Source organism: Providencia sp. PROV109, from assembly GCF_033681625.1.
In the GTDB taxonomy this organism is placed as follows: Bacteria; Pseudomonadota; Gammaproteobacteria; order Enterobacterales; family Enterobacteriaceae; genus Providencia; species Providencia hangzhouensis.
The window spans coordinates 2872708-2896949 of the sequence record NZ_CP096320.1 but is presented as its reverse complement, the minus strand read 5'-3'; the positions used below and the strand labels follow the sequence as shown (position 1 = coordinate 2896949).

Sequence of the window (24242 nt, the reverse complement as noted above, 5' to 3'; positions counted from 1 at the left end):
TACAGAAGAACCATATCTGAGTTAGTCATTTATAAAATTAAAATTCTATGGCTCTAGTTTATTTTTATATATCCTAATGATCATTTCCAAATACATCATTTAAAAAAGATTCAAAATTACTATATTCCTTTTGGAATAAACCATCATAAGAATGAAAGTAAACTTCGCCATAACTATCCTTCTTAAGGGATAAAAGCAAGGTATTTCCCCCATTATCATAACCAAAGGGTATAAAACTTCCCTGCTCATAGTGTACTGATTTATTATTCAGTATTACATCCAAATCCCCGATGTCCTCAATAAGCTTTTCAATAGGTAATTTTCCATATTTTATAGGATTAAACCCTCCAAAATAAGAATTTACATTGGAGTTTTCACCAATAAAGCCACCATTAATGGTAAGATAGTGTTGCTTAAATGCTTCTGGCAATTTAGCTATAAACAACAATTCAAATTGATTTAACTCATCATTAGATAAGCTTTTTTCAGGAAACACTAATTCTATTGTCATATAATTGGCTCCTTATTTATTTGGTAATCTAAATGGATATTCACTAACATTATTTGTGTCCTTGAATTGACTCACTCCACCTTTATGCTGAATCCCATTATGTGAATCCGAAACAACTAGCTGCATAGTACCTTCGTTAGTAATTGGATCATAATCATCTAGGTGGTGCCAAAGATAACGTTCCCCATCTAACATAGGTGTTGATTTTTGTCCAAATCCAGCCATATTTGCAGCTTCAAAATCATCAGGATAATTCCCTGTATACTTAATTTTAACTATAGGCTCAACTGGTGTACCATCTGGCTTCAATCTATCAGGGTTATGATATAATGCCTTGCTTTTAGAATAGTCTAACCCGCCATTCTCATTAATAATAACATCATCATATCCACGAGCCTTGAGTTTTTCTTCAACTGATTTACCGCGTAAGCTTACATACGTAGGTTTAACATCCTTCCTGTCTACCGTCAGAATATAATCTCGAAAATCCACCGGTTCAACATCGTGCCCCGTATGGCGCCAAATAATCCCATCATCCGCAATCGGCAGTGTTTCAGGCCGAGTATCAGACTCATGGATGGCAAAACCTTCCGGTTTCTCTACTCTTTGAGGCTGAGGCGAGGGGCCCGCATGAATGATGGGTTCATTTGGAATATCATCAATCCGCGCAGAGATATTAATTATCTCCCCCGATGCCGCCACGCCCATGTAAAGGGTTGTTCCATCTGCATCAAAACGGTAAATTTCGGCTTGGTTATTAGCACTCGGCAATCCATTTGGGGATTGATATATCGGTAAGCTCAACACTTCTCGCGCTTCAGCTTCGGAAGCCAATTCACCCTTAATCACTGGCACTTGGTCAAACCCACTGTCTCGCTCGGTATGGTATGCAATCAGTTGAGATGCACTTGCCATCGCTGCCGCTGTGGTTCCCGTTGAGGCAAATCCCACTCGCATACGCGTCGGTGCAGAGCCTCCCATCTCAGCAATTTCCAGCAAATCAGGCTGCGTTAAGCTGTCCCCTTCATAGTAATTCGCTACCATGGCAAACAGAATATTTGCACTTAAAACCAACGGTGACGGTTTTCGCAGTTCATACTCAAGATGTCGAGCAATACGGTGATTTGCACTTTCTTGTGAGTTATCCCATCCAAACGACGTCTCTTGCTGCCCCACGGCACCACCGACAACACCACCACTTGCCATAGCGCCACTGCCCATGGCTCCCCCAATTGGAAAAGCCTGTGCGGTGCCAACCGGATTTAATGCGCTAAAGAATGAAGATACCCAGCTTGATTGAGGAACTGTTTGTGTCGAGTTTGACACTGTGTTGCAAGTATAGTTACTGTAATCACACACCCCAAAGTTAGCCAAGGCCTCTACGTCAAGTCCCTCATCCGTATTGCCTAGCCTTCTTAGGGTCGATTTAGCAAATACCGGCTCGGCTATCCGCTTAATCGCAATCACACGGCGATGGTCATACGGGAACAATAGGGGATAGCCCTTATCCCGTTGTTGATAGTGGGTAGAACGGCTTATTTGCCCCGCTGTCATGCGGTGAACCGTGGTGGGTACATTCGGGTTAAACGCCCCTGCGCGGTTATTTTCACTCAGGAGATACCCTTGCTCACGGCAATAATCACTCAGTGACTTATCGTTGCCTTGAATCGCTGCCGGAGGCGACAGCGTTGTCAGGGCATCGGCTAAGGATTGCGGTTCAAGGCTCAGTGTATACGGACGAGCCGTTAAGCCTTCCGCTTTAATCAAGCCCTGTGGGTCGCTGCTGCCTTGCAACGTACGGCCTGTGCCTCGCTCGGCGAGCGTATACGGCACGTTGGCTAAGGGTTGTCCTTTATCATCAACCAATTGCAGCTCTAACCAAAATCGATAGTTTTCACAGATAATGCACGATTCGACTTTCTGACTCATGACGGCTCCGTTGTCGTGGTTAGCCAGCCTTGTTGCTGGGCATAGTCCGTAAACTGTGTGGCGGTACGGGTATGGATATCCCCCGCGAGTGAGGGATGCAGGTGTAACCAATCCACTAAACGTCGGTGAAGTTGGCCTTCCGGTGTGTCGAGGGATAGAGCGACCTCTGCGTGGTTTTCCCACAGTTCACACGCCAGGTTTTCCGCTAACAGCTCGATAAATTGAGCAGAGTTTTCCCACGCAGCCTGCAAGTGTTCCCCCATGATGAACGGACGGGCTTGCAGTTCAGGAATGGGTAAAGGGTTATGCCGGGTAGGCGATTCAAAAAAAGCAGGGTCACTGGGTGTCTCCAACATCACCTCATGAACAGGGGTCATCAACACAGACCAATCTACCTCACGCATTTTGGGAATAAGCACATTCGCAATACGTGTGTCCATTAAACGCAGCACCACGAGCTCTTCATTCAGCTCCACCAATTGGCGGTTTTGCCAATGACGTAACTGGTATTGCCAATCCAGCGAGCTGCGATACGCCCAGCCCCATGTGTTATCACTTAAGCCTTTACGGTCAAGCAGTTGCCCCAATGGGGCATACGCACTCGGTTTTAATTGCACAAGCCACGGGCTCTGACCGATTAAATGGGCCAGTGCAGTGCCATTGTAAATAGGAAATGCCTGTTCAACCCAATCGTTGGCAAACAATAAGTCTGTCGGGTTGGGTGTGGCTAACGTATTGAGCAGTAAATAGATAGGGTCGGTATTCGATGCCGTTAACCATGTTGTCCAAGGGGTGAGTCTCATTGATTTCCCCCATTAGGCTTAATCACCCAACTGCCCGTCGCTTGGGCTTGCATCGCACAATAGGGTTTAATGGGGTAAGGCGGTGCCGCAAACGGGTCAACGCCATCCGGCAATTGAATATTCACTGCTTGCCCTGAGCCCCCAGCACTGTCACCAATCGCCACATTGCCGGAGGTAAACACATTGCCCGGTGTCACCCGCACAAAACTGCCGCCCACTTTTAAGGTAATTTCCGTCGCCGCATCAATCACCACTTTCCCTTGGCTGGTGATGTGGGTCTCTTGACCACTTTCGCTCACCAGCGCACCGTTAATTTGCTGATGATAACTGCCGAGCACCTGTTCAGCGATATCACCTTCTATTTGGGCCTTGTGCGTCCCTTTAATGTGAAGGTGGTCATCCCCTTGAATGTCAGTAAAACGGTGTCGGTCAATACGCTGTTTGACATCGTGTTGGACATGGGTGTAGCTATCATGTTGAATATGCACATTCATGTCACGCTGGGCATGAATATATACTTCTTCTTGTCCTGCTTGGTCTTCGAAACGTAATTCGTTAAAACCTTCCCCTTTATGAGTGCACGTTTTAAAGGTGGTGCGTGTTTTTTGGGTCGGTAAATCTAACGGAGGGGCATTGCGACCGTTGTACATGCATCCCGTAATGACGGGGCGGTCAATGTCGCCATTCAGATAACTGATTAAAACCTGCTGCCCAATATGGGGAATACTCATAAACCCATAGCCATTTCCGCTCCAGCCATGCATTACAGGTACCCAGCAAGACGCACTGTGGTCAGGAATACCACGCCTGTCCCAATGAAAATAGACGGTCACTTCCCCTTTGCTGTTCGTGTAAATTTCTTCCCCTTTTGGGCCTACGACTGTCGCAACTTCATCCCCATCGGCAAGCGGCTTATATCGGTAAGGCGGTCGCCACTCTTGAGTGCTAGGCACAAAGGACAGCTGGTTACTCAGTTGGGTGCCTTCACCACCACTGTTATCCGCTAATGGCTGCACACCGTGATGGGAGACACTCACCACCTGCCATGTCGTATTCATTCGAGGGCTAGGATGGTTAGATAAGATAAAAATACGTCCCGGTGCTAACTCAATGCAGTTAGTGGTGGCTGAACCCACTTGCCGCTGGTTTTGTGATTGCTCGTAGCGGATTTGGTTGAAGGGCTGCCCCTCGGCATCTTCTTGAAAGCGACCATAGCTTTCAAACACCTCATGTTGTTGATGGACTTCGCCCGTGACTTGGTGGCTCAGTGGGTAAGAGGGGCGAAGTTGGTTGTAATCTTTATCCACACGAATATCGCTGCACAACTGCTCAGCATAGCGCCATGTGGTGGCCGTACTGTCAGTAATGTCGGTCTCTGATTGCGGATTATAGGTGAGCGAAATACCCGCTTTCATGCCTAAATGACGGTCACTGTAAAACAGTTGCGGGCCTTCTTCGAACCAGTAATTAATCCCTTCTTCAGCAGCAAGGCGACACCAGAACTCATACATCGTTTCGCGCTTTTGGGTGATATAGGAGCGTTCAAGATGCTCTTCCGAATGGTAGAATTGCATATCGTGTTTCACACGCGCTTCATCCAGTAACACCTTAAGAACTTGGGGCACCGTCATATTTTGGAAAATGCGGCTGTCCTGTTTAAGCGTCATCACCCACATTTCAGGGCGTATCACAAAGTGATACCAAGTTTTAACCCCATCGGTGTTGCCTTGCTCTGCCCCGGCTAAAATGCCTTGTACCGTGCGAAGAATTTTTCCATCTCGCTTTACAGTCAACGAAGAGGCCACACCCAGTACCGTTTGAAAATCAATCTCGGGTAGCGGGCTGACCGCCTGAATCGACAGTGAAAAGAGCTGGGAAAGCCCTTCTTGCAAATTAAACTGGGTCACTTGAAAGGTGTTTTCAGGGAGTCCACCAATGGTACAGGTGAATACCAATCCCGTCCCCATTTCGCCATTCATAATACGCTCTAGTAGTTGACCATGGGCTTCTTGCAAGGCTTGGTCCTGTGCATAGGTTCTGCCACCTGTGTATCCGCCACCGTGAATAAGCGGGTTATTTTCGGGGCTGCCAAGTCGTCTATTTTTCTTTGGGTCAGTCCAAGACATGGGAGTTTCCTCTACGGGAGAAAAAGCTAAAAACGCAAACGAGCCTCGAAAGGCTCGCTAAATTCGAACTTACGCTTCGAGCGGCGCGCGCCAGTCATCGGCACCGGATGTGCCTGCAACCGTGTGTTCCCAGTCGATTTTACGGTAAGACAGAGACACTTCGATTAACTGGGTGAAATCCGCTTTTGCGGGGTCTTGGCAGTGCGGCATTTGGCAATCGATATTAACAATCGTCGCATCGGTTAATGTAGTGGTGAAGAAATGCTCTTGCTTGCCTTCAACGGATGTGCGGTACCATTTCAGTTCCACTTTCGGCAACATTTCACCGGAGGCTAAGGCGTTATACAGCAGCGGAACCGCTTTATTTAACGCCACGGTAAAACGGAAGGGCTTGTGCGCACGTTGGCCTGAAGGCTGGCCGGATTGTGGGTCGGTCGGCACAGTCACGACGTGAGAAAACTCTTGCACCAGCATTTGGTCTTCCTTGCACGTAGATGTTACCCACTGAATCGGCAGTAAATGCACCGGCAGTGATGTTTCCTTGGGTTTTTCCTTCAATGGAAATATAGCATGGAGTTGGCATAGCGATATCCTTTATCAAGAATGACAAATTGGGTTAAGTCGACATAATTATCGATTAATTTCCGTCATCTCAGCCAGTGCGCACGGTAAGATTTGAGTTAAGGATAATAAAAGCTTATGAATGGACTGTAAACCTGATGACCTTTTTGTATCTCTCTAGGATAAGTGACTTAGCGTAAACGGGTTGAAATATCGCTATATAACTCCAGAAAAACACCAAAAACGAATCATAGCCGAATAATAATCGAACAAAAAATAGACAAAACTGCGATAAACCCAGTAAGTTCTAATGTACATAGAAATAAACTATGTAACCAAATGTTTCAGCTTAAGAAGTTATCGCAACCACATGATTTAAAATAAATAAAATAGAGAATTTAAGCTACCCTCTACTAGCAGTGAAATTATCGGTCTAATTTTATAGTGTATTTAACTATTTATTATGAAATTACTAGTGATTAATATTGATAAATATGCTAACCAACTGTAAGTTTTACGTTTTTCCTGTGTGGTACAGGAGCAATATAATGATTTCGTAAAAAAGCAAATACAACAGAAATCACCATGTCGTTCAAAAAACACAAAGATCAACAGCCCTAGCGCATTCAAATTTATGTCTTAGGCTCAATTCTTAACTATTTTTAATATTGAGGTTGCGTATGAGCGCCTATTTAGCGTTAACTAGTGGGCTAGAATCGATTCAACTTTTTATGTTATGTGAATTGCAAAATTAAAGGGGTAGATGTGAAATTAAAGGCAAAAGGGTTTCTATTTGATTTAGACGGTACGTTAGCGGATTCACTCGCAGTCGTTGAACGTTGCTGGTGCAAATTTGGTGAGCGTATTGGTAAAAGTGCGGACGAAGTTATTAGCTATATTCATGGTAAACCCGCAATGACCAGTTTGCGCCATTTTTTACCCGAGGCGAGTGATGAAGAAATTATGGAATACTTCCATTGGCTAGAAAAAATGGAAAGCGAAGATGTGGAGGGCGTTGTTGCTCTACCCGGCGCTATTGCTTTGCTGACGCGTTTAAATGAAATTGGTGCACCGTGGGCAATTGTCACCTCTGGTACTGTACCAATTGCTCATGGGCGTCAACAAGCGGCAGGGTTACCAGAGCCTAAACATTGGGTAACATTTGAAAAAGTGTCCAAAGGTAAGCCTGACCCAGAGCCGTTTTTACTTGGTGCCCAAGCACTTTCTTTTCCTGCAAAATCCTGTATTGCCTTTGAAGATGCACAAGCAGGCATCCATTCAGCATTAACAGCTGGTTGCCAAGTGGTGGCAGTCCATGCACCAGAAGGGATGCCTCGTCGTGATGAAATTCAAGTAATTGTGAGTTCATTGGAACAAATTTCCGTTATGGGACCTGACAATAATGGTGATTATGAACTTTTCGTGTCTAATTTGACTTAATGGTGATTTAATCAAAGAAATTCTCCGTAAAACATGCTTAACTAAATAAAATTCTTAGCAATGTTTTTTTTCGTCGAAAGGGGATATTTTGAACGGAGAATTGCTGTGGGTCTTAACCCTTCTATTGATTGCGATAGTTCTATTTACCACAAATAAAATTCGCATGGATGTGGTCGCGTTACTTGTCATTGTCGCGTTTGTGCTGAGCGATACCTTAACGCTAGAACAAGCTACCGCAGGTTTTGCTGACCCCAACGTCCTGCTAATTGCAGCATTGTTTGTTATTGGTGATGGCCTTGTTCGCACAGGGATAGCCTATCAAATGGGAGACTGGCTTGTTCGCGTTGCAGGAAGCAGCGAAAGCAAAATGCTGGTTTTCTTAATGCTCACTGTCGCTGGGTTAGGGGCTTTTATGAGTTCCACAGGAGTGGTGGCTATCTTTATCCCCGTCGTATTAAGCGTTGCATCACGCATGAAAACGTCCCCTAGCCGGTTGATGATGCCATTAGGCTTCGCAGGGCTTATCAGTGGAATGATGACACTGGTGGCCACGCCACCGAATATGGTAGTGAATAGTGAGTTAGTACGAGAGGGGATCAAAGGCTTTCAATTTTTCTCTATTACCCCTATAGGCATTCTAATTTTATTAGCCGGTATTGCCTACATGTGGCTAACAAGGCGTTGGCTAGGCAGTAATGAACCCGACAAACTCCCTGAGCGTTATCGACGTACTTTCCGTGATTTAATTCGTGATTACAAATTGACGGGTAGAGCTCGCCGCCTTGCTATCCGAAAAGGTTCGCCACTCATAGGCCATACGCTTGATGAACTGCATCTTCGCTCCCGTTATGAAGCTAACGTGGTTGGGATAGAGCGTTGGCGTAAATTCCGTCGCGTGATGGTGAGTGCAACGGGGGGAACCGAGCTACGCGAGCGGGATGTTTTATTAGTCGATATATCCGTGAGTGATGACGATTTGCGCCAATTTTGTAGCGAGCAACTTCTTGAACCGATGATTTTACGGGGAGATTATTTTTCAGACCAATCACGTGATGTGGGAATGGCTGAAGTGTCGATGAACCCTGATTCCGAACTATTGGGGAAATCGTTGAGGGACATTAAATTTCGTACTCGTTATGGTTTGAACGTTGTTGGTATTCGTCGAGATGGCAAGGCACTGGATGGAAAGCTAGTTGATGAACCGCTTAGGTTAGGTGATATTTTATTAGTTATTGGTGATTGGAAATTGATCCGAATTTTATCGACTAAGCCGCGTAATTTTATTGTATTGAACCTAGCTGCTGAAGTCGAGGCTGTTGCACCCGCTGCGTCTCAGGCTCCTCATGCCTTGTTTTGTTTGGCGCTAATGGTCGCGATGATGGTGACCAATGAAATTCCTAATTTTATTGCAGCACTTATTGCCTGTTTGTTAATGGGGAAATTTCGCTGTATCGATATGGAAAGCGCTTATAAGTCAATTCACTGGCCTAGTATTATCTTAATTGTTGGGATGATGCCTTTTGCGCTAGCATTGCAAGAAACAGGGGGAATTGCGCTTGCTGTCGATGCGTTGATGAAAGTCGCCGGTGGGTTAGGGCCACACGTGATGTTATTGTGCCTGTTTATTTTGTGCGCCACTATTGGCTTATTTATTTCCAATACTGCAACTGCGGTGTTAATGGCGCCGATTGCCATTGCGGCGGCGCGTCAAATGGAGGTTTCACCACTTCCTTTTGCCATGATTGTTGGGATAGCCGCATCCGCTGCCTTTATGACCCCAGTTTCATCACCAGTGAATACCTTAGTTTTAGGGCCTGGTGGGTATAAATTTGCTGATTTCCTAAAAATTGGTGTGCCGTTTACTATTATCGTAATGCTAATTAGTATTTTGGTTGTACCGGTATTATTTCCCTTTAATTAATCTTTGTTATTTATAATTTCAAAATTACCATCAATAACGAATGAAAAGCAAATCGTTATTGATGGTTTTCTATTAAAAAAACGTAAGCGTTAATATTTATTCGTTTTTTCATTTGATAAATGAAATGCTAGCTTATTTCTGACAAATCAATGTGAGGAATATATAATATGAATAAAGAAACTGCTACACCGGAAAGGTATTATTTGGGCTTGGCAACATTTGAAAACTTTTGGGGGGAAGACTTAAGTTCTGTTGTCATTGAGCACTATGTTAATAACCTTAGTAATAGCAGAACGAAAAAATATCCCAGTTCACAAACTTTGTCTAATATTGCCAATAAAGCAGTTATGAAAGATATTTTTGCATTTAAATATGAGATCGGTATTAATGATTCATATGATTACTGGGTAGTTGAAATAACAACTAAAAGTGGCAAAAAATATCGTACAAAATCGAGCTTTTATTGTTCTATTACCTTTGAAGATAAAGGAAAAGTGGTTTTGGGGGTTAATGGGGACTTTAAGCGGCTGTATGTGCATTTCCCGTCATCGTCTGACTGTTCTACGGCATTTAACGAAGTATAATTAATAACTGCTTATGCAGAGTAGGAATATTTATTATTCCTACTAAAAAAATTAATTACTGATTTCATCAAGGGAAAGTTTAAAACCTGGGACAAATTTTTCCATAAAATAATCCATTTCAGGGCTTTTTCTTTCTTCTAATATTTTCTCTAGGCGTTTTTTTGCAAGTTTAAATTCACTATTACCCGCGGAAAGCTCTTCTAAACATTTTAAATAAGCGCACAATGAGTCAGCTTGTTTAACCAATGAATGTTCTTCATCAGTTTGTAAATCTTCAATAATTAGTTCACGGAAGTCATCTTGCAGTTCTTCTGGTAGCATTTCGAGTAATTTTTGTTGGGCGAACTTCTCTATTTTTTTGTATTCATGAGCAATTTGCTGATTATGATATTTAATCGGAGTTGGTAAATCTCCAGTGATAACTTCGCTCGCATCATGGTACATGGCTAACATGGCTATTCGTTCTGCATTAACCTGACCGCCGAATCGACGATTTTTGATGATAGCAAGAGCATGGGCAACCATAGCCACTTGTAAGCTATGTTCCGAAACGTTTTCAGTTCGTACATTGCGCATTAAAGGCCAGCGGTGAATGAGTTTCATTCTAGCAAGGTGGGCGAAAAAGTAGCTCATAAGTCCTCTTCTGTGGTGTCTGCAAACAACTAAAATTATAACGGAAATAATGTGGTAGTGATATATTTTTATTGTTTTTTAATAAGTTACTAGTTCGTAATTATTTATTAATATTTATTTTCATATTAAGATGATCATAATAATATAATCAGGATCTGACTTTAATTTAACTGTTATTTTAATTGTGTTGAATTATAGAATCAAAAAAATATAATGAATGTTCAATTCGGAAATAAAGAGGCAATATGAAATATTTTCCATTTATATTATTGGGCTTTTTCCTAGTGGCAATTTATTTTATTTCTATTATTTGATTATCAGAATAATACAGTCTATTAATGATGACTCGATTTAGAATAAAAAAGCCTCCGGAGTAGGAGGCTTTCACTTTATGTTTGATAAAATTTTTATTGGCGATAACCTTCAAGGAAACGGCCAAATTTATTAATCGCCATTTCAAGGTCATCTGCATAAGGTAATGTGACAATTCTAAAGTGATCGGGTTCAGGCCAGTTAAATGCGGTACCTTGAACTAATAACACTTTCTCTTGTAACAATAGGTCTAAAATCATTTTCTGGTCGTCATAGATATTAAATCGTTTAATATCGATTTTTGGGAACATATACAGAGCACCTTGTGGTTTGACACATGAAACGCCCGGTATTTGGTTGATCAACTCCCATGCACGATTACGTTGCTCATATAAACGACCACCTGGTTGAATAAATTCACTGATACTTTGGTAGCCCCCGAGTGCAGTTTGAATAGCATGCTGCATTGGAACGTTAGCGCACAGGCGCATCGAGGCCAGCATTTCTAAACCTTCAATATAGCTTTTTGCATGTTTTTTCGGGCCGTTTAATACCATCCAACCTTGGCGAAAACCAGCGACGCGATAAGTTTTAGATAAACCATTAAATGTGATGGTTAATAAATCAGGGGCGAGGGCAGCAATAGAGTGATGTACAGCATCATCATAAAGAATTTTATCGTAGATCTCATCAGCATAAATAATAAGATTGTGCTGGCGAGCCAATTCGACAATTTCCATTAACAGATCTTTACTGTAGACCGCACCGGTTGGGTTATTTGGGTTTATGGCCACAATACCACGCGTTCTTGGGGTGATTTTTTTGCGAATGTCTTCAATATCAGGCATCCAACCTTGTTGCTCATCACACATATAATGAACGGCTTTCCCACCTGAAAGGGAAACCGCAGCGGTCCATAATGGGTAATCAGGCGCAGGCACTAACATTTCATCACCATTATTAAGCAGCGCTTGCATGGCTTGTACGATTAATTCAGAAACGCCATTACCAATGTAGACATCTTCCACGGTCATTTCATGAATACCGCGAGCTTGGTAATGCTGCACAATCGCTTTACGGGCAGAATATAAGCCTTTTGAATCACAATAACCCTGAGAACTAGGCAGATTACGCAAGACATCAACTAGGATTTCATCTGGGGCTTCAAAACCAAATGGGGCCGGGTTACCAATATTGAGCTTGAGGACTTTGTTGCCTTCTTCTTCTAGGCGTTTAGCTTCTTTTAAGACGGGCCCACGAATGTCATAGCAAACATTATCGAGCTTACTGGATTTAGTTAGATTATTCATAGTTTTCTCATTACCCTGAGGGTTACATTGGTGGAGCCGGCGTTATTCCTTTACTCTACTCCTCCCTCAGAAGCTTTTGAAGATGCAAGGTTATTTTTGGTGTAAAAGGTTGGTTTACGCTTAAATGTAATGTTTGGTATCTTATTATATAGTTTAAGTTAGTTGTATATTCCTAAAATATAGTATTGTCTGGATTATAATTTTAACATTTATTGATGTTTTGGAGTATAAAAAGTAAAAAAGCAGAAAAACAGAGGAAAAAGGAAAATTTGTATCAAAATGTAATATTAAGCATTGAATCATTAAAATAGACATGATTTTTTTGCTGTAATAGCCTTTTTTTATAATAATTAGTGTGATTTTGTTAGTAATATTGATTGTTTCGAGTCATTTTTATTAACAAAAAGTGTTGCTTAAAATTGTAACTATTTGATATTCATAACTATAGGTAAATAGTGAAACGAATTTTATAATGTGCTTACATTAAAATAATTGTGATTACATTAAATATGTTACTATTTAAGCGTGTTCTAGAAAGCGCTTTGTTAGTTTGTTTTTTAGGAAAACATCCCCTTTTTATTAAAATTATTTGATTTTTGGAAGTATGCTATTTGCACACGTGCTCTATCAATTATAAATGATGAGCAGGGTGGAAAAGTAAAATAATTAGAAGTTATTGCAGATCTATGGATTAGAAATGCACTCGCTTAGTAGTCGCTATAAACTCGCTGATTCTCATGGAGGAGAGCAGAAACACCAGGTAACATAAAATTATATAAGAGAATGAACGATGATAAATTCCAATCGTCCCATCATGAACCTAGATCTTGATTTGCTACGTACTTTCGTTGCTGTCGCAGATCTTAATACATTTGCAGCTGCAGCTGCAGCCGTTTGTCGAACACAATCTGCTGTGAGCCAGCAAATGCAACGTTTAGAACAATTAGTCGGTCGTGAGCTTTTTGCTCGTCATGGACGAAATAAACTGCTTACCGCACATGGATTGCAATTACTTGGCTACGCAAGGCAAATATTGCGCGCCAATGACGATGCAACGGCATCATTAACTTATAATGACGCTGATGGTGAATTGCGCATCGGTGCATCTGATGACACCGTCGATATCCTATTACCTTTCTTGCTTAATCGTATCGCGTCTGTCTATCCAAGAATTGCAATTGAAGTACGCATTAAACGAGCTCAGTTTATTGAGTCAATGCTTGATAACCATGAGATAGATCTTGCATTAACAACGGCAAGAATTAGCCACCATCCTAAAACGGCTTTAAGAACCGTGCCTGTTTTGTGGCATAGCGCACCCGATTTTCAATTGCGTCCGAATGAGCCGATCCCATTAGTTGTTATGGATGAAACTAACCCATATCGTAAACTTTGTACTAGTGCCCTTGATGATGCAGGTTTGTCATGGCATGTTGCTTATGAAGCAGCTTCTCTGCCTGCTGTTCGTGCAGCAGTTAATGCGGAAGTAGGGGTAACTGCAAGGCCAATGGAAATGCAAAATGCAGATTTACGTATTTTGAATGAAGCTGATGGGTTACCACGTTTACCTGATATTCAGTATTGGTTATATAAGAACGCAGACGAACAAAAAGATTTTGTTCTGACGGTATTCGGTGCGATCGAAAACAAAAAAATCCCTTATGTGGCAGCCTCAGCAAGTGAGTTGATGGATAGCAACGAGGAAAGTAATTAAGTTAATCGATTCATCTAGTTGCTTTAATCGCAATATCTAATCGATTTATTGTACTGGCGGTAATTCCAATTATTTTGGGATTGCCGTTTTTTTATATCATTTTTGTTGGTTTATTACTGAATCACTTGTTTGTGATCAATGTGTTATTGGCTGTGTACAAATAAAATCAATGTGTTAATCGCAATCTAAAGAAGGCTCGTGTGGCGACTGAGATAGCTATTTTTGGTTAAATGGTTAACACACGGGTAGGTTAAGCTGTTAGATAACAGTTTAACGGATTCGTTGGTAATAACTGAAACGATTATTTCATGCAGTGGAACTCAATTTTCAATATTGGGAAATGGTATCGAGAAATTTGTTTTTATGCATGTTTAAATAATGTCCAGTGATATCCTTAATAGGATATCGAGTTCAAATTTATCGATTTTTTATTAATTTCCGCTCATAAAAAAAGCAAATAACCACTTAATAAGTATGGTTAAATAAGAAAGACCATGAAATAATTGTGATGTAGCTGGCATAACCTGAATTTCATTGTTTGGTTAACAATTTGTTATGTTATTAACAATGTTTTTTTATTGAATAGATAAAATAGCGCTGTAATGTCAGTTAGTTACTTGAAGTAATGCGTTAAAAAGAGTTACAAAGACTTAAAGTTAAATTGAATGCTATGTAAACAAATTGAGTACTTTTTCAATAAAAGTGTGCGTTAGATCAAATAAAAAGAGCAATTTTTCATCTGTTAAGACAGGTTTTTCCTGAGATAATGGTGTAGTAAAAACGAATAATCAGTTAAACTAGTTTGCGTGTTTACTTGAGTATCATTACACTGACACGTTTTAGCAGATTATGAGCGTTTTTTGTTGTTCTGTTGTTTTCAAAGTGTGAAGTTTTTGTAATAAATACGGGTTATTTTACTTAGTTTAAGTGAAATAAATTGTAATGAGAGAGGACAAACCAAACGCAGTCAACAGGCTGATTTAAGTTTGGTGATATTTTAGTTTGTGATCAATTTTGGTCTTTCTTCTCGATTAACTGGGCAATTGTGGTGCAATACTGCCGTGATGTAAAAAAGAGCAGCTAACACACCATAAGTAATGAGTAAGCAACGAGTATGTCTACATCAATCCTAGCGTTAGCCCATAACTGGGCGTTTGCGATATTCCTTATCGGCACTATCGGTCTTTGTGCTTTCATGTTGGTCGCAGGTCACTTTTTAGGTAGCCGCGCCAAAGCCAGAACAAAACATGTTCCTTATGAGTCAGGTATCGACTCGGTCGGTAGTGCACGTCTCCGCATGTCTGCTAAGTTTTACTTAGTTGCCATGTTTTTCGTTATCTTCGATGTTGAAGCCATGTTCTTATTTGCATGGTCAGTCGCCATCCGCGAAGCCGGTTGGGTAGGTTTCATCGAAGCCGCGATCTTTATTTTGGTATTGTTGGCGGGACTGTTTTACCTCGTCCGCGTTGGGGCATTGGATTGGACTCCAGTCCGTTCCCGCGGAAAAGTAAAGCATCCTAGTGAAGTTATTAAAATCAGCAATCGTCATCCGCAGTAAAAAGCGAGGCATTATACAATGGATTATACGCTCACCCGCATAGATCCGAACGGTGAGAACGACCGTTACCCACTGCAAACTCAGGAAATCGTTACCGATCCACTGGAGCAGCAAGTTGAAAACAGTGTTTACATGGGAAAACTTTCTCATGCACTTCACGATGTGGTTAATTGGGGGCGCAAAAACTCTCTATGGCCATATAACTTTGGTCTTTCATGTTGCTATGTAGAAATGGTGACTTCGTTCACGGCTGTTCATGACGTTGCCCGCTTTGGTGCAGAAGTACTGCGTGCTTCACCTCGTCAAGCCGATTTCATGGTAGTAGCAGGTACTTGTTTCACAAAAATGGCACCTGTTATTCAACGTCTGTATGACCAAATGCTTGAACCAAAATGGGTAATTTCCATGGGTTCATGTGCCAACTCTGGTGGCATGTATGACATTTACTCTGTTGTACAAGGCGTCGATAAATTTATTCCTGTGGATGTGTATATCCCAGGTTGCCCACCGCGTCCAGAAGCCTATATGCAGGCTCTGCTTCTGTTGCAAGAATCTATCGGTAAAGAGCGTCGACCGCTGTCTTGGGTTGTTGGAGACCAAGGGGTTTACCGTGCCAATATGCAATCAGAAAGAGAAAGAAAGCACGGTGAACGTATTGCAGTGACAAACCTGCGTACACCAGACGAAATTTAAGGCTTAAAGCCATACAGCGTAACAGAGCAATGTTGTTGCGAAATAATAAACCTGATCAAGCGTTATGGTGAAGAATGATGACAGATCAGATAGCGCAAGCGAGTAGTAACCAGCCAGGATGGCAGACACAGGATCACTTAAACGACCCTGTGCTTCTGGAACTGCGCAATCAATTTGGGCCGGATGCCTTTTCTGTTCAAGCAACTCGCACTGGTATGCCAGTGCTTTGGGTGCGTCGTGAACAGTTACTGGAAGTGGTCGATTTCCTAAAGAAATTACCAAAACCGTATGTCATGTTATTTGACTTACATGGGGTAGATGAACGTCAACGAATTCACCGTCAAGGTCTGCCAGAAGCAGACTTTAGTGTTTTCTACCACCTCATCTCTATCGATCGTAACCGCGATATCATGTTAAAAGTCGCTCTTAATGAGAAAGACTTAAATGTGCCTTCTATTGTTTCCCTGTTCCCGAATGCGAATTGGCATGAGCGTGAAGTGTGGGATATGTTCGGCATAACGTTCCAAGGTCACCCAAATTTACGCCGCCTTTTAATGTCACCAAGCTGGGAAGGTCACCCACTGCGTAAGGATTATCCTGCGCGTGCGACTGAGTTTGACCCTTTTGTTCTGACTAAGCAGAAACAAGATCTGGAAATGGAAGCCTTGACTTTCAAACCAGAAGAGTGGGGCATGGCACGTGGAAATGAAAACGAAGATTTCATGTTCCTGAACTTGGGGCCAAACCACCCATCCTCACACGGTGCGTTTCGTATCGTATTACAACTGGATGGTGAAGAAATTATTGACTGCGTACCTGACATTGGCTACCACCACCGTGGTGCTGAAAAAATGGGTGAACGTCAGTCATGGCACAGCTACATTCCTTACACTGACCGAATTGAGTACCTCGGTGGCTGTGTGAATGAAATGCCATATGTGTTAGCCGTTGAAAAACTGGCTGGCATTGAAGTGCCGGATCGCGTGAAAACGATTCGTGTCATGCTGTCTGAGTTATTTCGGATTAACAGCCACTTACTGTACATCAGTACCTATATCCAAGACGTTGGTGCGATGACCCCGGTCTTCTTTGCGTTTACCGACCGTCAAAAAGTCTACAACGTGATTGAAGCAATTACTGGTTTCCGTATGCACCCCGCATGGTTCCGTATCGGTGGTGTTGCGCACGACTTACCGCGTGGCTGGGAAAAACTGCTGCGCGAATTATTAGATTGGTTGCCAAAGCGTTTAGAGTCCTATGTGACTTCTGCACTGAAAAACTCCATCTTAAAAGGTCGCTCTATTGGGACAGCCATGTACTCAAAAGAAGAGGCGCTGGCATGGGGTGTAACAGGGGCTGGATTACGTGCAACAGGCGTTGATTTTGACGTGCGTAAATGGCGTCCATATTCAGGTTATGAAAACTTTGAGTTCGATATTCCTATCGCTCACAACGGTGACTGTTATGACCGTGTGATGATCAAAGTAGAAGAGATGCGCCAGAGTATTCGTATTCTTGAGCAATGCTATAAGAATATGCCAGAAGGTCCTTTCAAAGCTGACCATCCATTGACAACTCCGCCACCAAAAGAGCGCACGTTGCAGCATATCGAAACCCTGATCAACCACTTCTTACAAGTGTCTTGGGGGCCGGTGATGCCAGCAAATGAGTCATTCCAGATGGTTGAAGCGACGAAAGGTATCAACAGCTACTACTTAACCAGTGATGGCAGCACAATGAGCTACCGTACGCGTATTCGTACGCCAAGCTACGCTCACTTGCAGCAAATTCCTGCCGTGATCAGAGGTAGTTTAGTTTCAGACTTAATCGTCTATCTGGGTAGTATCGATTTTGTAATGTCGGATGTGGATCGCTAACCATGCATAATGAACATAACGAAAATGAGAAGCACAACGAGCTCAATGTCGTGAATGTGTTTGAACCGCAAGTCAATCATGGCTTTGTCTTAACAGAGAAAGAGCGTGAAGAGATTGAAGGTGAGAAACACCATTACGAAGACGCACGTGCTGCCTCAATTGAAGCACTGAAAATTGTGCAAAAAAACCGCGGTTGGGTTGAAGATGGTGCGATCCATGCTATCGCTGACGTCTTAGGTATCCCAGCCAGTGATGTTGAAGGGGTGGCGACATTCTATAGCCAAATCTTCCGCCAACCAGTGGGTCGCCACATTATTCGCTATTGCGACAGTGTTGTTTGCCATATTACAGGTTATCAGGGCTTAGAAGCTGAAATCATTAAACAGCTTAATATTCGCCCTGGTCAAACAACAGCTGATGGCCGCTTTACATTGCTGCCGACCTGTTGCCTAGGTAACTGTGACAAGGGTCCAACGATGATGATCGATGATGACACTCACAGCTACGTGCAGCCTGAAAATATTCAAAAATTACTGGAGCAGTATCCATGACAAATTCTGTTAATCCAGTGATCCGTACTGCTGAAACTCATCCTCTAACATGGCGTTTGCGTGATGACAATCAGCCTGTTTGGTTAGATGAGTATCGCAGTAAAAACGGATACAAAGGTCTTGAGCGCGCGCTCAAAGGCATGGCACCCGATGAAGTTGTGAACCTCGTAAAAGACGCTGGCCTGAAAGGGCGAGGCGGTGCGGGCTTCTCAACAGGTCTGAAATGGAGCCTGATGCCAAAAGACGAAAACATGAAACTGCGTTACTTTTTATGTAATGCGGATGAAATGGAACCGGGCACCTATAAAGACCGTTTATTGATGGAGCAACTCCCTCACTTGTTAGTTGAAGGGATGATCACGGGCGCTTATGCACTTAAGGCCTACCGTGGTTATATCTTCTTACGGGGTGAGTATGTTGAAGCCGCGCAAAACCTACGCCGTGCCATCGAAGAAGCGAAAGCGGCGGGTTTATTAGGAAAAAATATCCTCGGTTCTGGTTTCGATTTTGAACTGTTTGTCCACACCGGCGCTGGGCGTTATATCTGCGGTGAAGAAACCGCACTGATTAACTCTTTAGAAGGCCGCCGTGCTAACCCACGTTCTAAACCACCATTTCCTGCAACATCAGGTGCTTGGGGTAAGCCAACTTGCGTTAATAACGTCGAAACCATTTGTAACGTGCCTGCTATTTTAGAGCACGGAGACCAATGGTATATCGATTTAAGCGCCGGTAAGAGTAAAGACGCGGGTACTAAATTAATGGGCTTCTCTGGCCGTGTGAAAAACCCGGGTCTGTGGGAATTGCCATTTGGTACAACGGCACGTGAAGTGTTGGAAGATTACGCAGGTGGTATGCGTGATGGACTGAAATTAAAAGCATGGCAGCCGGGTGGGGCAGGGACAGACTTCCTAACCAACGACCACCTCGACTTACCAATGGATTTCGAAAATATTGCCAAAGCAGGAAGCCGTCTTGGTACTGCATTGGCGATGGCGGTTGATCATGAAATCAACATGGTTTCTTTAGTGCGTAACTTAGAAACCTTCTTTGCTCGTGAATCCTGTGGTTGGTGTACGCCGTGCCGTGATGGTCTGCCATGGAGTGTGAAAATTTTACAAGCGCTGGAAAAAGGAGAAGGGCAGCCGGGGGATATTGAAACCCTAGAGCAGCTGTGCCGTTTCTTAGGACCGGGTAAAACTTTCTGCGCTCACGCACCGGGTGCGGTCGAACCGCTACAAAGTGCCATCAAATATTTCCGTGATGAATTCGAAGCGGGTATTTCGCAAAAAGATCTGCGTAACATCGTGCAGATTGCAGGTATCCAACCCAACTTGCTTAAGCAGCGTTGGTAATTATTTAGCGATTGAGCAACCGCTAAAGAGATTTTTCACGAAGAACGTATTTTTGATTAACGCCTGCTTTATGCGGGCCTTTGGGAAGCATGCTGACTATGGCTACAATATATGTAGACGGCAAAGAATATGACGTAAACGGGTCTGAAAACCTGTTACAAGCCTGTCTTTCTCTCGGGCTAGATATTCCTTATTTTTGCTGGCATCCGGCGCTGGGAAGCGTTGGCGCTTGCCGCCAGTGTGCGGTTAAGCAGTATCAGAACGCAGATGACACACGCGGTCGCCTAGTAATGTCTTGTATGACACCCGCAACGGAAGGTACCTACATCTCAATTGATGATGAAGAAGCCAAACAATTCCGTGAAAGTGTCGTGGAATGGCTGATGACCAACCACCCTCATGACTGCCCAGTCTGTGAGGAAGGGGGGAACTGTCACCTACAAGATATGACGGTAATGACCGGTCATAACATGCGTAAATATCGTTTTACGAAACGGACTCACATTAACCAAGACCTCGGTCCATTTATTAGTCATGAAATGAACCGTTGTATTGCGTGTTATCGCTGTGTTCGTTACTACAAAGATTATGCAGATGGCACGGATTTAGGGGTTTATGGGGCACATAACTATGTGTATTTCGGTCGTACTGAAGACGGTACACTGGAAAGTGAGTTCTCCGGTAACTTAGTTGAAGTTTGTCCTACCGGGGTATTCACCGATAAAACCCACTCTGAGCGCTATAACCGTAAATGGGATATGCAGTTTGCCCCCGGTATCTGCCAGCAGTGCAGTATCGGTTGTAATACTAGCCCCGGTGAGCGTTATGGTGAAATCCGCCGCATCGAAAACCGTTATAACGGCTCGGTAAACCACTATTTCCTGTGTGACCGTGGTCGCTTTGGTTATGGTTACGTCAACCGTAAAGACCGTCCTCGCCAAGCTGTACTCAATAAAAATGGCGTTAAGCAGGTCATCTCGGCTATCGAAGCGATGCAAAGTGGTGCGCAAATTATCAATCAAGCGAAAAAAGTGATTGGTATCGGCTCGCCGCGTGCTAGCGTTGAAAGCAACTATGCATTACGCGCATTAGTTGGAGCAGAAAACTTCTATTCCGGTATTTCTGCGGGAGAGCAGCGTCGTTTAGCATTAATGCAAAATATTCTGCAAAACGGCGGTATCTATACGCCAACACTGCGTGAAGTGGAAGGCTATGATGCGGTACTGGTACTGGGTGAAGATTTAACTCAGACAGGTGCACGCATGGCGTTATCTGTACGCCAAGCGGTGAAAGGTAAAGCTCGTGAGATGGCGGCAGCACAAAAAGTGGCTGACTGGCAAATCGCGGCAATCATGAATATTGGTCAACACGCAAAATATCCGCTGTTTATCACCAATGTTGATGACACGCGTTTAGACGATGTGGCTGCCTTCAATTACCGTGCTCCAGTGGTTGACCAAGCGCGCTTCGGTTTTGCTATCGCCAATATGATTAATGGCGAAGCCCCTGCGGTGAATAATTTACCCGCGGACTTAAAAGCCAAAGTTGAAACCATTGCTCAAGCATTAGCCAGTGCGAAAAAACCATTAATTATCAGTGGTAGCCATAGTGCAAGCGAGGCAATGATCCAAGCGGCCGCTAACGTGGCATTCGCATTGAAAGCGAAAGGCGCGAACGTTGGGTTATCTTACTTAGCGTCTCATGCAAATAGTTTCGGTCTGGCAATGATGAATGCACAGCCATTAGACAGCGCTTTAGCTCGCATAGAAGCGAACGAAGCGGATGTGGCTATTGTTATCGAAAACGACCTGTACCGTCACAGCAGCGTGGATGCAGTCAATAGCGCATTAGCGAAATTGAGCCACTTGATTGTAGCGGATCATCAGCAAACCGACATCATGGATAAAGCAACATTAGTTCTGCCAGCAGCAAGTTTTGCTGAAGCAGACGGTACGTTGATTAACCAAGAAGGTCGTGCACAGCGTTTCTTCCAAGTCTTCGACCCAACGTATTACGATAAAGCTATCGTGATGAACGAAAGCTGGCGCTGGATGCATTCACTGCAAACTGAAGCGCAAGAGCGTGATGCGGATTGGTCTCAACTTGATCACGTTATCGCTGATTGTGTTGCCGCAATGCCACAATTCTCAGGTATGGTTGATGCCGCACCAAAAGCGTCTTTCCGTATTCGTGGTCAAAAACTGGCGCGTGAACCACATCGTTACAGTGGCCGTACAGCGATGCTAGCAAATCAATCTGTCCATGAACCTCGTCAACCGCAAGATATTGACTCTCCATTTGCTTTCTCAATGGAAGGGAACAACAGCCCAACCGCACCGCGCCAGCAAATTCCATTTGCATGGGCACCAGGTTGGAACTCACCGCAAGCATGGAATAAATTCCAAGCCGAAGTGGGTGGTCATCTGTTATTTGGTGACCCGGGTATCCGTTTGTTCAATTCAACAGAGAGCAAATTGGCTTACTTCACTGAAATTCCAGCGGCTTATCAAGCTAGCGAAGCGCAGTGGGTCGTCGCACCTTATTACCACCTGTTTGGCAGTGATGAAATGTCACAGCGTTCAGAGGTGATCCAAGAGCGTATGCCTGAGCCTTATATCATGCTGAACACGCAAGATGCTGCGGCACTGGGGCTGTCAGCGGGTGCTAAAGCTGAGTTTAGCCATGCAGGTCAAGCGTTTAACTTGACTGTTCGCCTCAGTAATCACCTGTCTACCGGTCAAATTGGCTTACCGCTAGGAATGCCAGGTATCGCACCGTCAATGGCTGGCGTGTCAGTCAATAATCTGCGGAGGGGAGCATGATGGATTGGATTTCTCCTGAAGTGATGGAAGTATTAATTTCCATCCTTAAATCTGTCGTCATTTTATTGGTTGTTGTGACTTGTGGGGCATACATGAGTCTGGGAGAGCGCCGTATTCTCGGTCTGTTCCAGAACCGTTATGGCCCTAACCGTGTGGGGCCGTTTGGGATGGGCCAGTTAATCGCGGATATGTTCAAAATGCTGTTTAAAGAAGACTGGATCCCACAGTTTGCAGACAAGAAAATCTTTACCCTTGCGCCAGTGATTGCTTTTTGTTCACTGTTCTTAGCATTTGCTATCGTCCCTGTTAGCCCAACATGGCACGTTGCAGACCTGAATATTGGGATTTTATTCTTCCTAATGATGGCGGGTCTGGCGGTCTACGCGGTGTTATTCGCAGGTTGGTCAAGTAACAACAAATACTCATTATTAGGTGCGATGCGTGCGTCAGCACAAACCGTGAGTTACGAAGTATTCTTAGGCCTTTCTTTAATGGGTGTGGTTGCACAAGCAGGTTCATTCAACCTGATTGATATTGTGAACTCCCAAGAAGGCATGTGGAATATTATTCCTCAATTCTTTGGTTTTGTGACTTTTGCGATAGCGGGCGTTGCGGTATGTCACCGTCATCCGTTTGACCAACCAGAAGCAGAACAAGAGATTGCGGATGGTTACCACGTTGAATACTCAGGGATGAAGTTCGGTCTGTTCTTCGTTGGTGAGTATATCGGTATCGTAACGGTTTCTGCACTGATTGTGACGCTGTTCTTTGGTGGCTGGCATGGTCCATTCCTGCCGTCATTCTTGTGGTTTGCTATCAAAACTGGCTTTTTCATGATGATGTTTATCTTGATCCGTGCCTCTTTACCGCGTCCACGTTATGACCAAGTGATGTCTTTCGGTTGGAAAATTTGCCTGCCGCTGACACTGCTTAATCTGCTGGGTACTGCAGCAGTGATTTTATACAACGCTCAGTAAGGGGTGATTGAACCATGACATTGAAAGAGTTATTGGTCGGTTTCGCCACCCAAGTACGTAGTATTTGGATGGTCGGCCTACATGCGTTCGATAAACGCGAAACGCAAATGTATCCAGAAGAGCCGGTTTATCTGCCACCCCGTTACCGTGGTCGTATCGTGTTGACGCGCGATCCAGACGGTGAAGAGCGTTGTGTTGCATGTAACTTGTGTGCGGTAGCTTGCCCTGTGGGTTGTATCTCACTGCAAAAAGCTGAACACGAAGATGGCCGCTGGTACCCTGAATTTTTCCGCGTTAACTTTTCGCGCTGTATTTTCTGTGGTCTGTGTGAAGAGGCTTGCCCTACCACGGCAATCCAATTAACACCTGATTTTGAAATGGCCGATTGGAGACGTCAGGATCTGGTTTACGAGAAAAATGACCTGTTGATTTCAGGTCCGGGTAAATATCCTGATTATAACTTTTACCGTAAATCAGGTATGGCGATTGCAGGTAAAGACAAAGGTGAAGCGGATAACGAAGCGAAACCTATCAACGTCAAAGACCTGTTGCCATAAGGAGCGAT

General features: G+C 43.6%; 18 protein-coding genes and 1 pseudogene. 12 read left to right on the top strand and 7 right to left on the bottom strand.

Annotated features, from left to right (window positions below; all coding sequences use genetic code 11):
• Positions 1-73 precede the first annotated feature (73 nt).
• From M1F25_RS13395 to M1F25_RS13375, 5 genes and pseudogenes are all read right to left on the bottom strand, one after another.
• Positions 74-511, bottom strand: a complete 438-nt coding sequence (locus M1F25_RS13395; protein ID WP_094961044.1) for an SMI1/KNR4 family protein — start codon at positions 509-511, stop codon at positions 74-76.
• A gap of 12 nt (positions 512-523) precedes the next feature.
• On the bottom strand, positions 524-2440 hold the full coding sequence (locus M1F25_RS13390; RefSeq protein ID WP_181488114.1) for an HNH endonuclease: 1917 nt from the start codon (positions 2438-2440) through the stop codon (positions 524-526).
• Positions 2437-3243, bottom strand: coding sequence for a DUF4123 domain-containing protein (locus M1F25_RS13385; RefSeq protein ID WP_181488112.1), 807 nt, complete (start codon positions 3241-3243; stop codon positions 2437-2439). The genes M1F25_RS13390 and M1F25_RS13385 overlap by 4 nt, the downstream gene beginning before the upstream one ends.
• Complete coding sequence (locus M1F25_RS13380; RefSeq protein WP_181488110.1) at positions 3240-5369, bottom strand: type VI secretion system Vgr family protein; 2130 nt, start codon at positions 5367-5369, stop codon at positions 3240-3242. Before M1F25_RS13380 ends, M1F25_RS13385 begins: the two co-directional genes overlap by 4 nt.
• A 69-nt stretch (positions 5370-5438) precedes the next feature.
• Positions 5439-5952: pseudogene (locus tag M1F25_RS13375) on the bottom strand (Hcp family type VI secretion system effector).
• Positions 5953-6695: 743 nt separating this feature from the next.
• Between M1F25_RS13375 and M1F25_RS13370 the strand changes: the two are divergent.
• The 3 genes from M1F25_RS13370 to M1F25_RS13360 all read left to right on the top strand — a co-directional run bounded on the left by M1F25_RS13370 (position 6696) and on the right by M1F25_RS13360 (position 9875).
• Complete coding sequence (locus M1F25_RS13370; RefSeq protein WP_036958082.1) at positions 6696-7370, top strand: sugar phosphatase; 675 nt, start codon at positions 6696-6698, stop codon at positions 7368-7370.
• Between the two features lie 88 nt (positions 7371-7458).
• Positions 7459-9291 carry an SLC13 family permease gene (locus tag M1F25_RS13365; protein WP_004259790.1) on the top strand — a complete coding sequence of 611 codons (1833 nt, stop codon included), beginning with the start codon at positions 7459-7461 and terminating at the stop codon, positions 9289-9291.
• Between the two features lie 167 nt (positions 9292-9458).
• Entirely contained in the window at positions 9459-9875 is a 417-nt protein-coding gene (locus M1F25_RS13360; RefSeq protein ID WP_226616966.1) for a hypothetical protein, read from the top strand.
• 51 nt (positions 9876-9926) lie between these two features.
• On the opposite strand, the gene yfbR is transcribed toward M1F25_RS13360, so the two are convergent.
• Together yfbR and M1F25_RS13350 are read right to left on the bottom strand one after the other, a co-directional pair.
• On the bottom strand, positions 9927-10508 hold the full coding sequence (gene yfbR, locus M1F25_RS13355) for a 5'-deoxynucleotidase (protein ID WP_004259798.1): 582 nt from the start codon (positions 10506-10508) through the stop codon (positions 9927-9929).
• A 407-nt stretch (positions 10509-10915) separates the two neighbouring features.
• Positions 10916-12130 carry a pyridoxal phosphate-dependent aminotransferase gene (locus M1F25_RS13350; RefSeq protein WP_181488108.1) on the bottom strand — a complete coding sequence of 405 codons (1215 nt, stop codon included), beginning with the start codon at positions 12128-12130 and terminating at the stop codon, positions 10916-10918.
• Between the two features lie 790 nt (positions 12131-12920).
• Between M1F25_RS13350 and M1F25_RS13345 the strand changes: the two genes are divergently transcribed.
• The 9 genes from M1F25_RS13345 (at position 12921) to nuoI (ending at position 24234) form a co-directional block, all read left to right on the top strand.
• The gene (locus tag M1F25_RS13345; protein ID WP_036958083.1) at positions 12921-13844 is read left to right on the top strand and encodes a LysR family transcriptional regulator; all 924 of its coding nucleotides are present in this window, start codon (positions 12921-12923) and stop codon (positions 13842-13844) included.
• Positions 13845-14958: 1114 nt separating this feature from the next.
• Entirely contained in the window at positions 14959-15402 is a 444-nt protein-coding gene (locus tag M1F25_RS13340) for an NADH-quinone oxidoreductase subunit A (RefSeq protein WP_004259806.1), read from the top strand.
• Positions 15403-15420: 18 nt separating this feature from the next.
• Positions 15421-16095, top strand: coding sequence for a NuoB/complex I 20 kDa subunit family protein (locus M1F25_RS13335; protein ID WP_004912254.1), 675 nt, complete (start codon positions 15421-15423; stop codon positions 16093-16095).
• Positions 16096-16169: 74 nt separating this feature from the next.
• A complete protein-coding gene (nuoC, locus tag M1F25_RS13330; RefSeq protein ID WP_004259810.1) occupies positions 16170-17972 on the top strand; it encodes an NADH-quinone oxidoreductase subunit C/D in 1803 nt (600 codons plus the stop codon).
• A gap of 2 nt (positions 17973-17974) precedes the next feature.
• A complete protein-coding gene (gene nuoE / locus M1F25_RS13325; protein ID WP_036958085.1) occupies positions 17975-18523 on the top strand; it encodes an NADH-quinone oxidoreductase subunit NuoE in 549 nt (182 codons plus the stop codon).
• On the top strand, positions 18520-19878 hold the full coding sequence (nuoF, locus tag M1F25_RS13320) for an NADH-quinone oxidoreductase subunit NuoF (protein ID WP_004259820.1): 1359 nt from the start codon (positions 18520-18522) through the stop codon (positions 19876-19878). Before nuoE ends, nuoF begins: the two co-directional genes overlap by 4 nt.
• A gap of 89 nt (positions 19879-19967) precedes the next feature.
• On the top strand, positions 19968-22700 hold the full coding sequence (gene nuoG / locus M1F25_RS13315; RefSeq protein WP_110591910.1) for an NADH-quinone oxidoreductase subunit NuoG: 2733 nt from the start codon (positions 19968-19970) through the stop codon (positions 22698-22700).
• Positions 22700-23677, top strand: a complete 978-nt coding sequence (gene nuoH, locus M1F25_RS13310; protein ID WP_004912244.1) for an NADH-quinone oxidoreductase subunit NuoH — start codon at positions 22700-22702, stop codon at positions 23675-23677. The genes nuoG and nuoH overlap by 1 nt, the downstream gene beginning before the upstream one ends.
• 14 nt (positions 23678-23691) lie before the next feature.
• Positions 23692-24234 (top strand): NADH-quinone oxidoreductase subunit NuoI, encoded by a 543-nt coding sequence (nuoI, locus tag M1F25_RS13305; protein ID WP_004259834.1) that lies wholly within the window; start codon positions 23692-23694, stop codon positions 24232-24234.
• Positions 24235-24242 lie beyond the last annotated feature (8 nt).

Excerpts from the sequence above, each read along its gene's own strand:
- M1F25_RS13395 (WP_094961044.1), bottom strand. The coding sequence starts at position 511 with ATGACAATAGAATTAGTGTTTCCTGAAAAAAGCTTATCTAATGATGAG.
- M1F25_RS13390 (WP_181488114.1), bottom strand. The coding sequence starts at position 2,440 with ATGAGTCAGAAAGTCGAATCGTGCATTATCTGTGAAAACTATCGATTT.
- M1F25_RS13385 (WP_181488112.1), bottom strand. The coding sequence starts at position 3,243 with ATGAGACTCACCCCTTGGACAACATGGTTAACGGCATCGAATACCGAC.
- M1F25_RS13380 (WP_181488110.1), bottom strand. The coding sequence starts at position 5,369 with ATGTCTTGGACTGACCCAAAGAAAAATAGACGACTTGGCAGCCCCGAA.
- M1F25_RS13360 (WP_226616966.1), top strand. The coding sequence starts at position 9,459 with ATGAATAAAGAAACTGCTACACCGGAAAGGTATTATTTGGGCTTGGCA.
- yfbR (WP_004259798.1), bottom strand. The coding sequence starts at position 10,508 with ATGAGCTACTTTTTCGCCCACCTTGCTAGAATGAAACTCATTCACCGC.
- M1F25_RS13350 (WP_181488108.1), bottom strand. The coding sequence starts at position 12,130 with ATGAATAATCTAACTAAATCCAGTAAGCTCGATAATGTTTGCTATGAC.
- M1F25_RS13345 (WP_036958083.1), top strand. The coding sequence starts at position 12,921 with ATGATAAATTCCAATCGTCCCATCATGAACCTAGATCTTGATTTGCTA.
- M1F25_RS13340 (WP_004259806.1), top strand. The coding sequence starts at position 14,959 with ATGTCTACATCAATCCTAGCGTTAGCCCATAACTGGGCGTTTGCGATA.
- M1F25_RS13335 (WP_004912254.1), top strand. The coding sequence starts at position 15,421 with ATGGATTATACGCTCACCCGCATAGATCCGAACGGTGAGAACGACCGT.
- nuoC (WP_004259810.1), top strand. The coding sequence starts at position 16,170 with ATGATGACAGATCAGATAGCGCAAGCGAGTAGTAACCAGCCAGGATGG.
- nuoE (WP_036958085.1), top strand. The coding sequence starts at position 17,975 with ATGCATAATGAACATAACGAAAATGAGAAGCACAACGAGCTCAATGTC.
- nuoF (WP_004259820.1), top strand. The coding sequence starts at position 18,520 with ATGACAAATTCTGTTAATCCAGTGATCCGTACTGCTGAAACTCATCCT.
- nuoG (WP_110591910.1), top strand. The coding sequence starts at position 19,968 with ATGCTGACTATGGCTACAATATATGTAGACGGCAAAGAATATGACGTA.
- nuoH (WP_004912244.1), top strand. The coding sequence starts at position 22,700 with ATGGATTGGATTTCTCCTGAAGTGATGGAAGTATTAATTTCCATCCTT.
- nuoI (WP_004259834.1), top strand. The coding sequence starts at position 23,692 with ATGACATTGAAAGAGTTATTGGTCGGTTTCGCCACCCAAGTACGTAGT.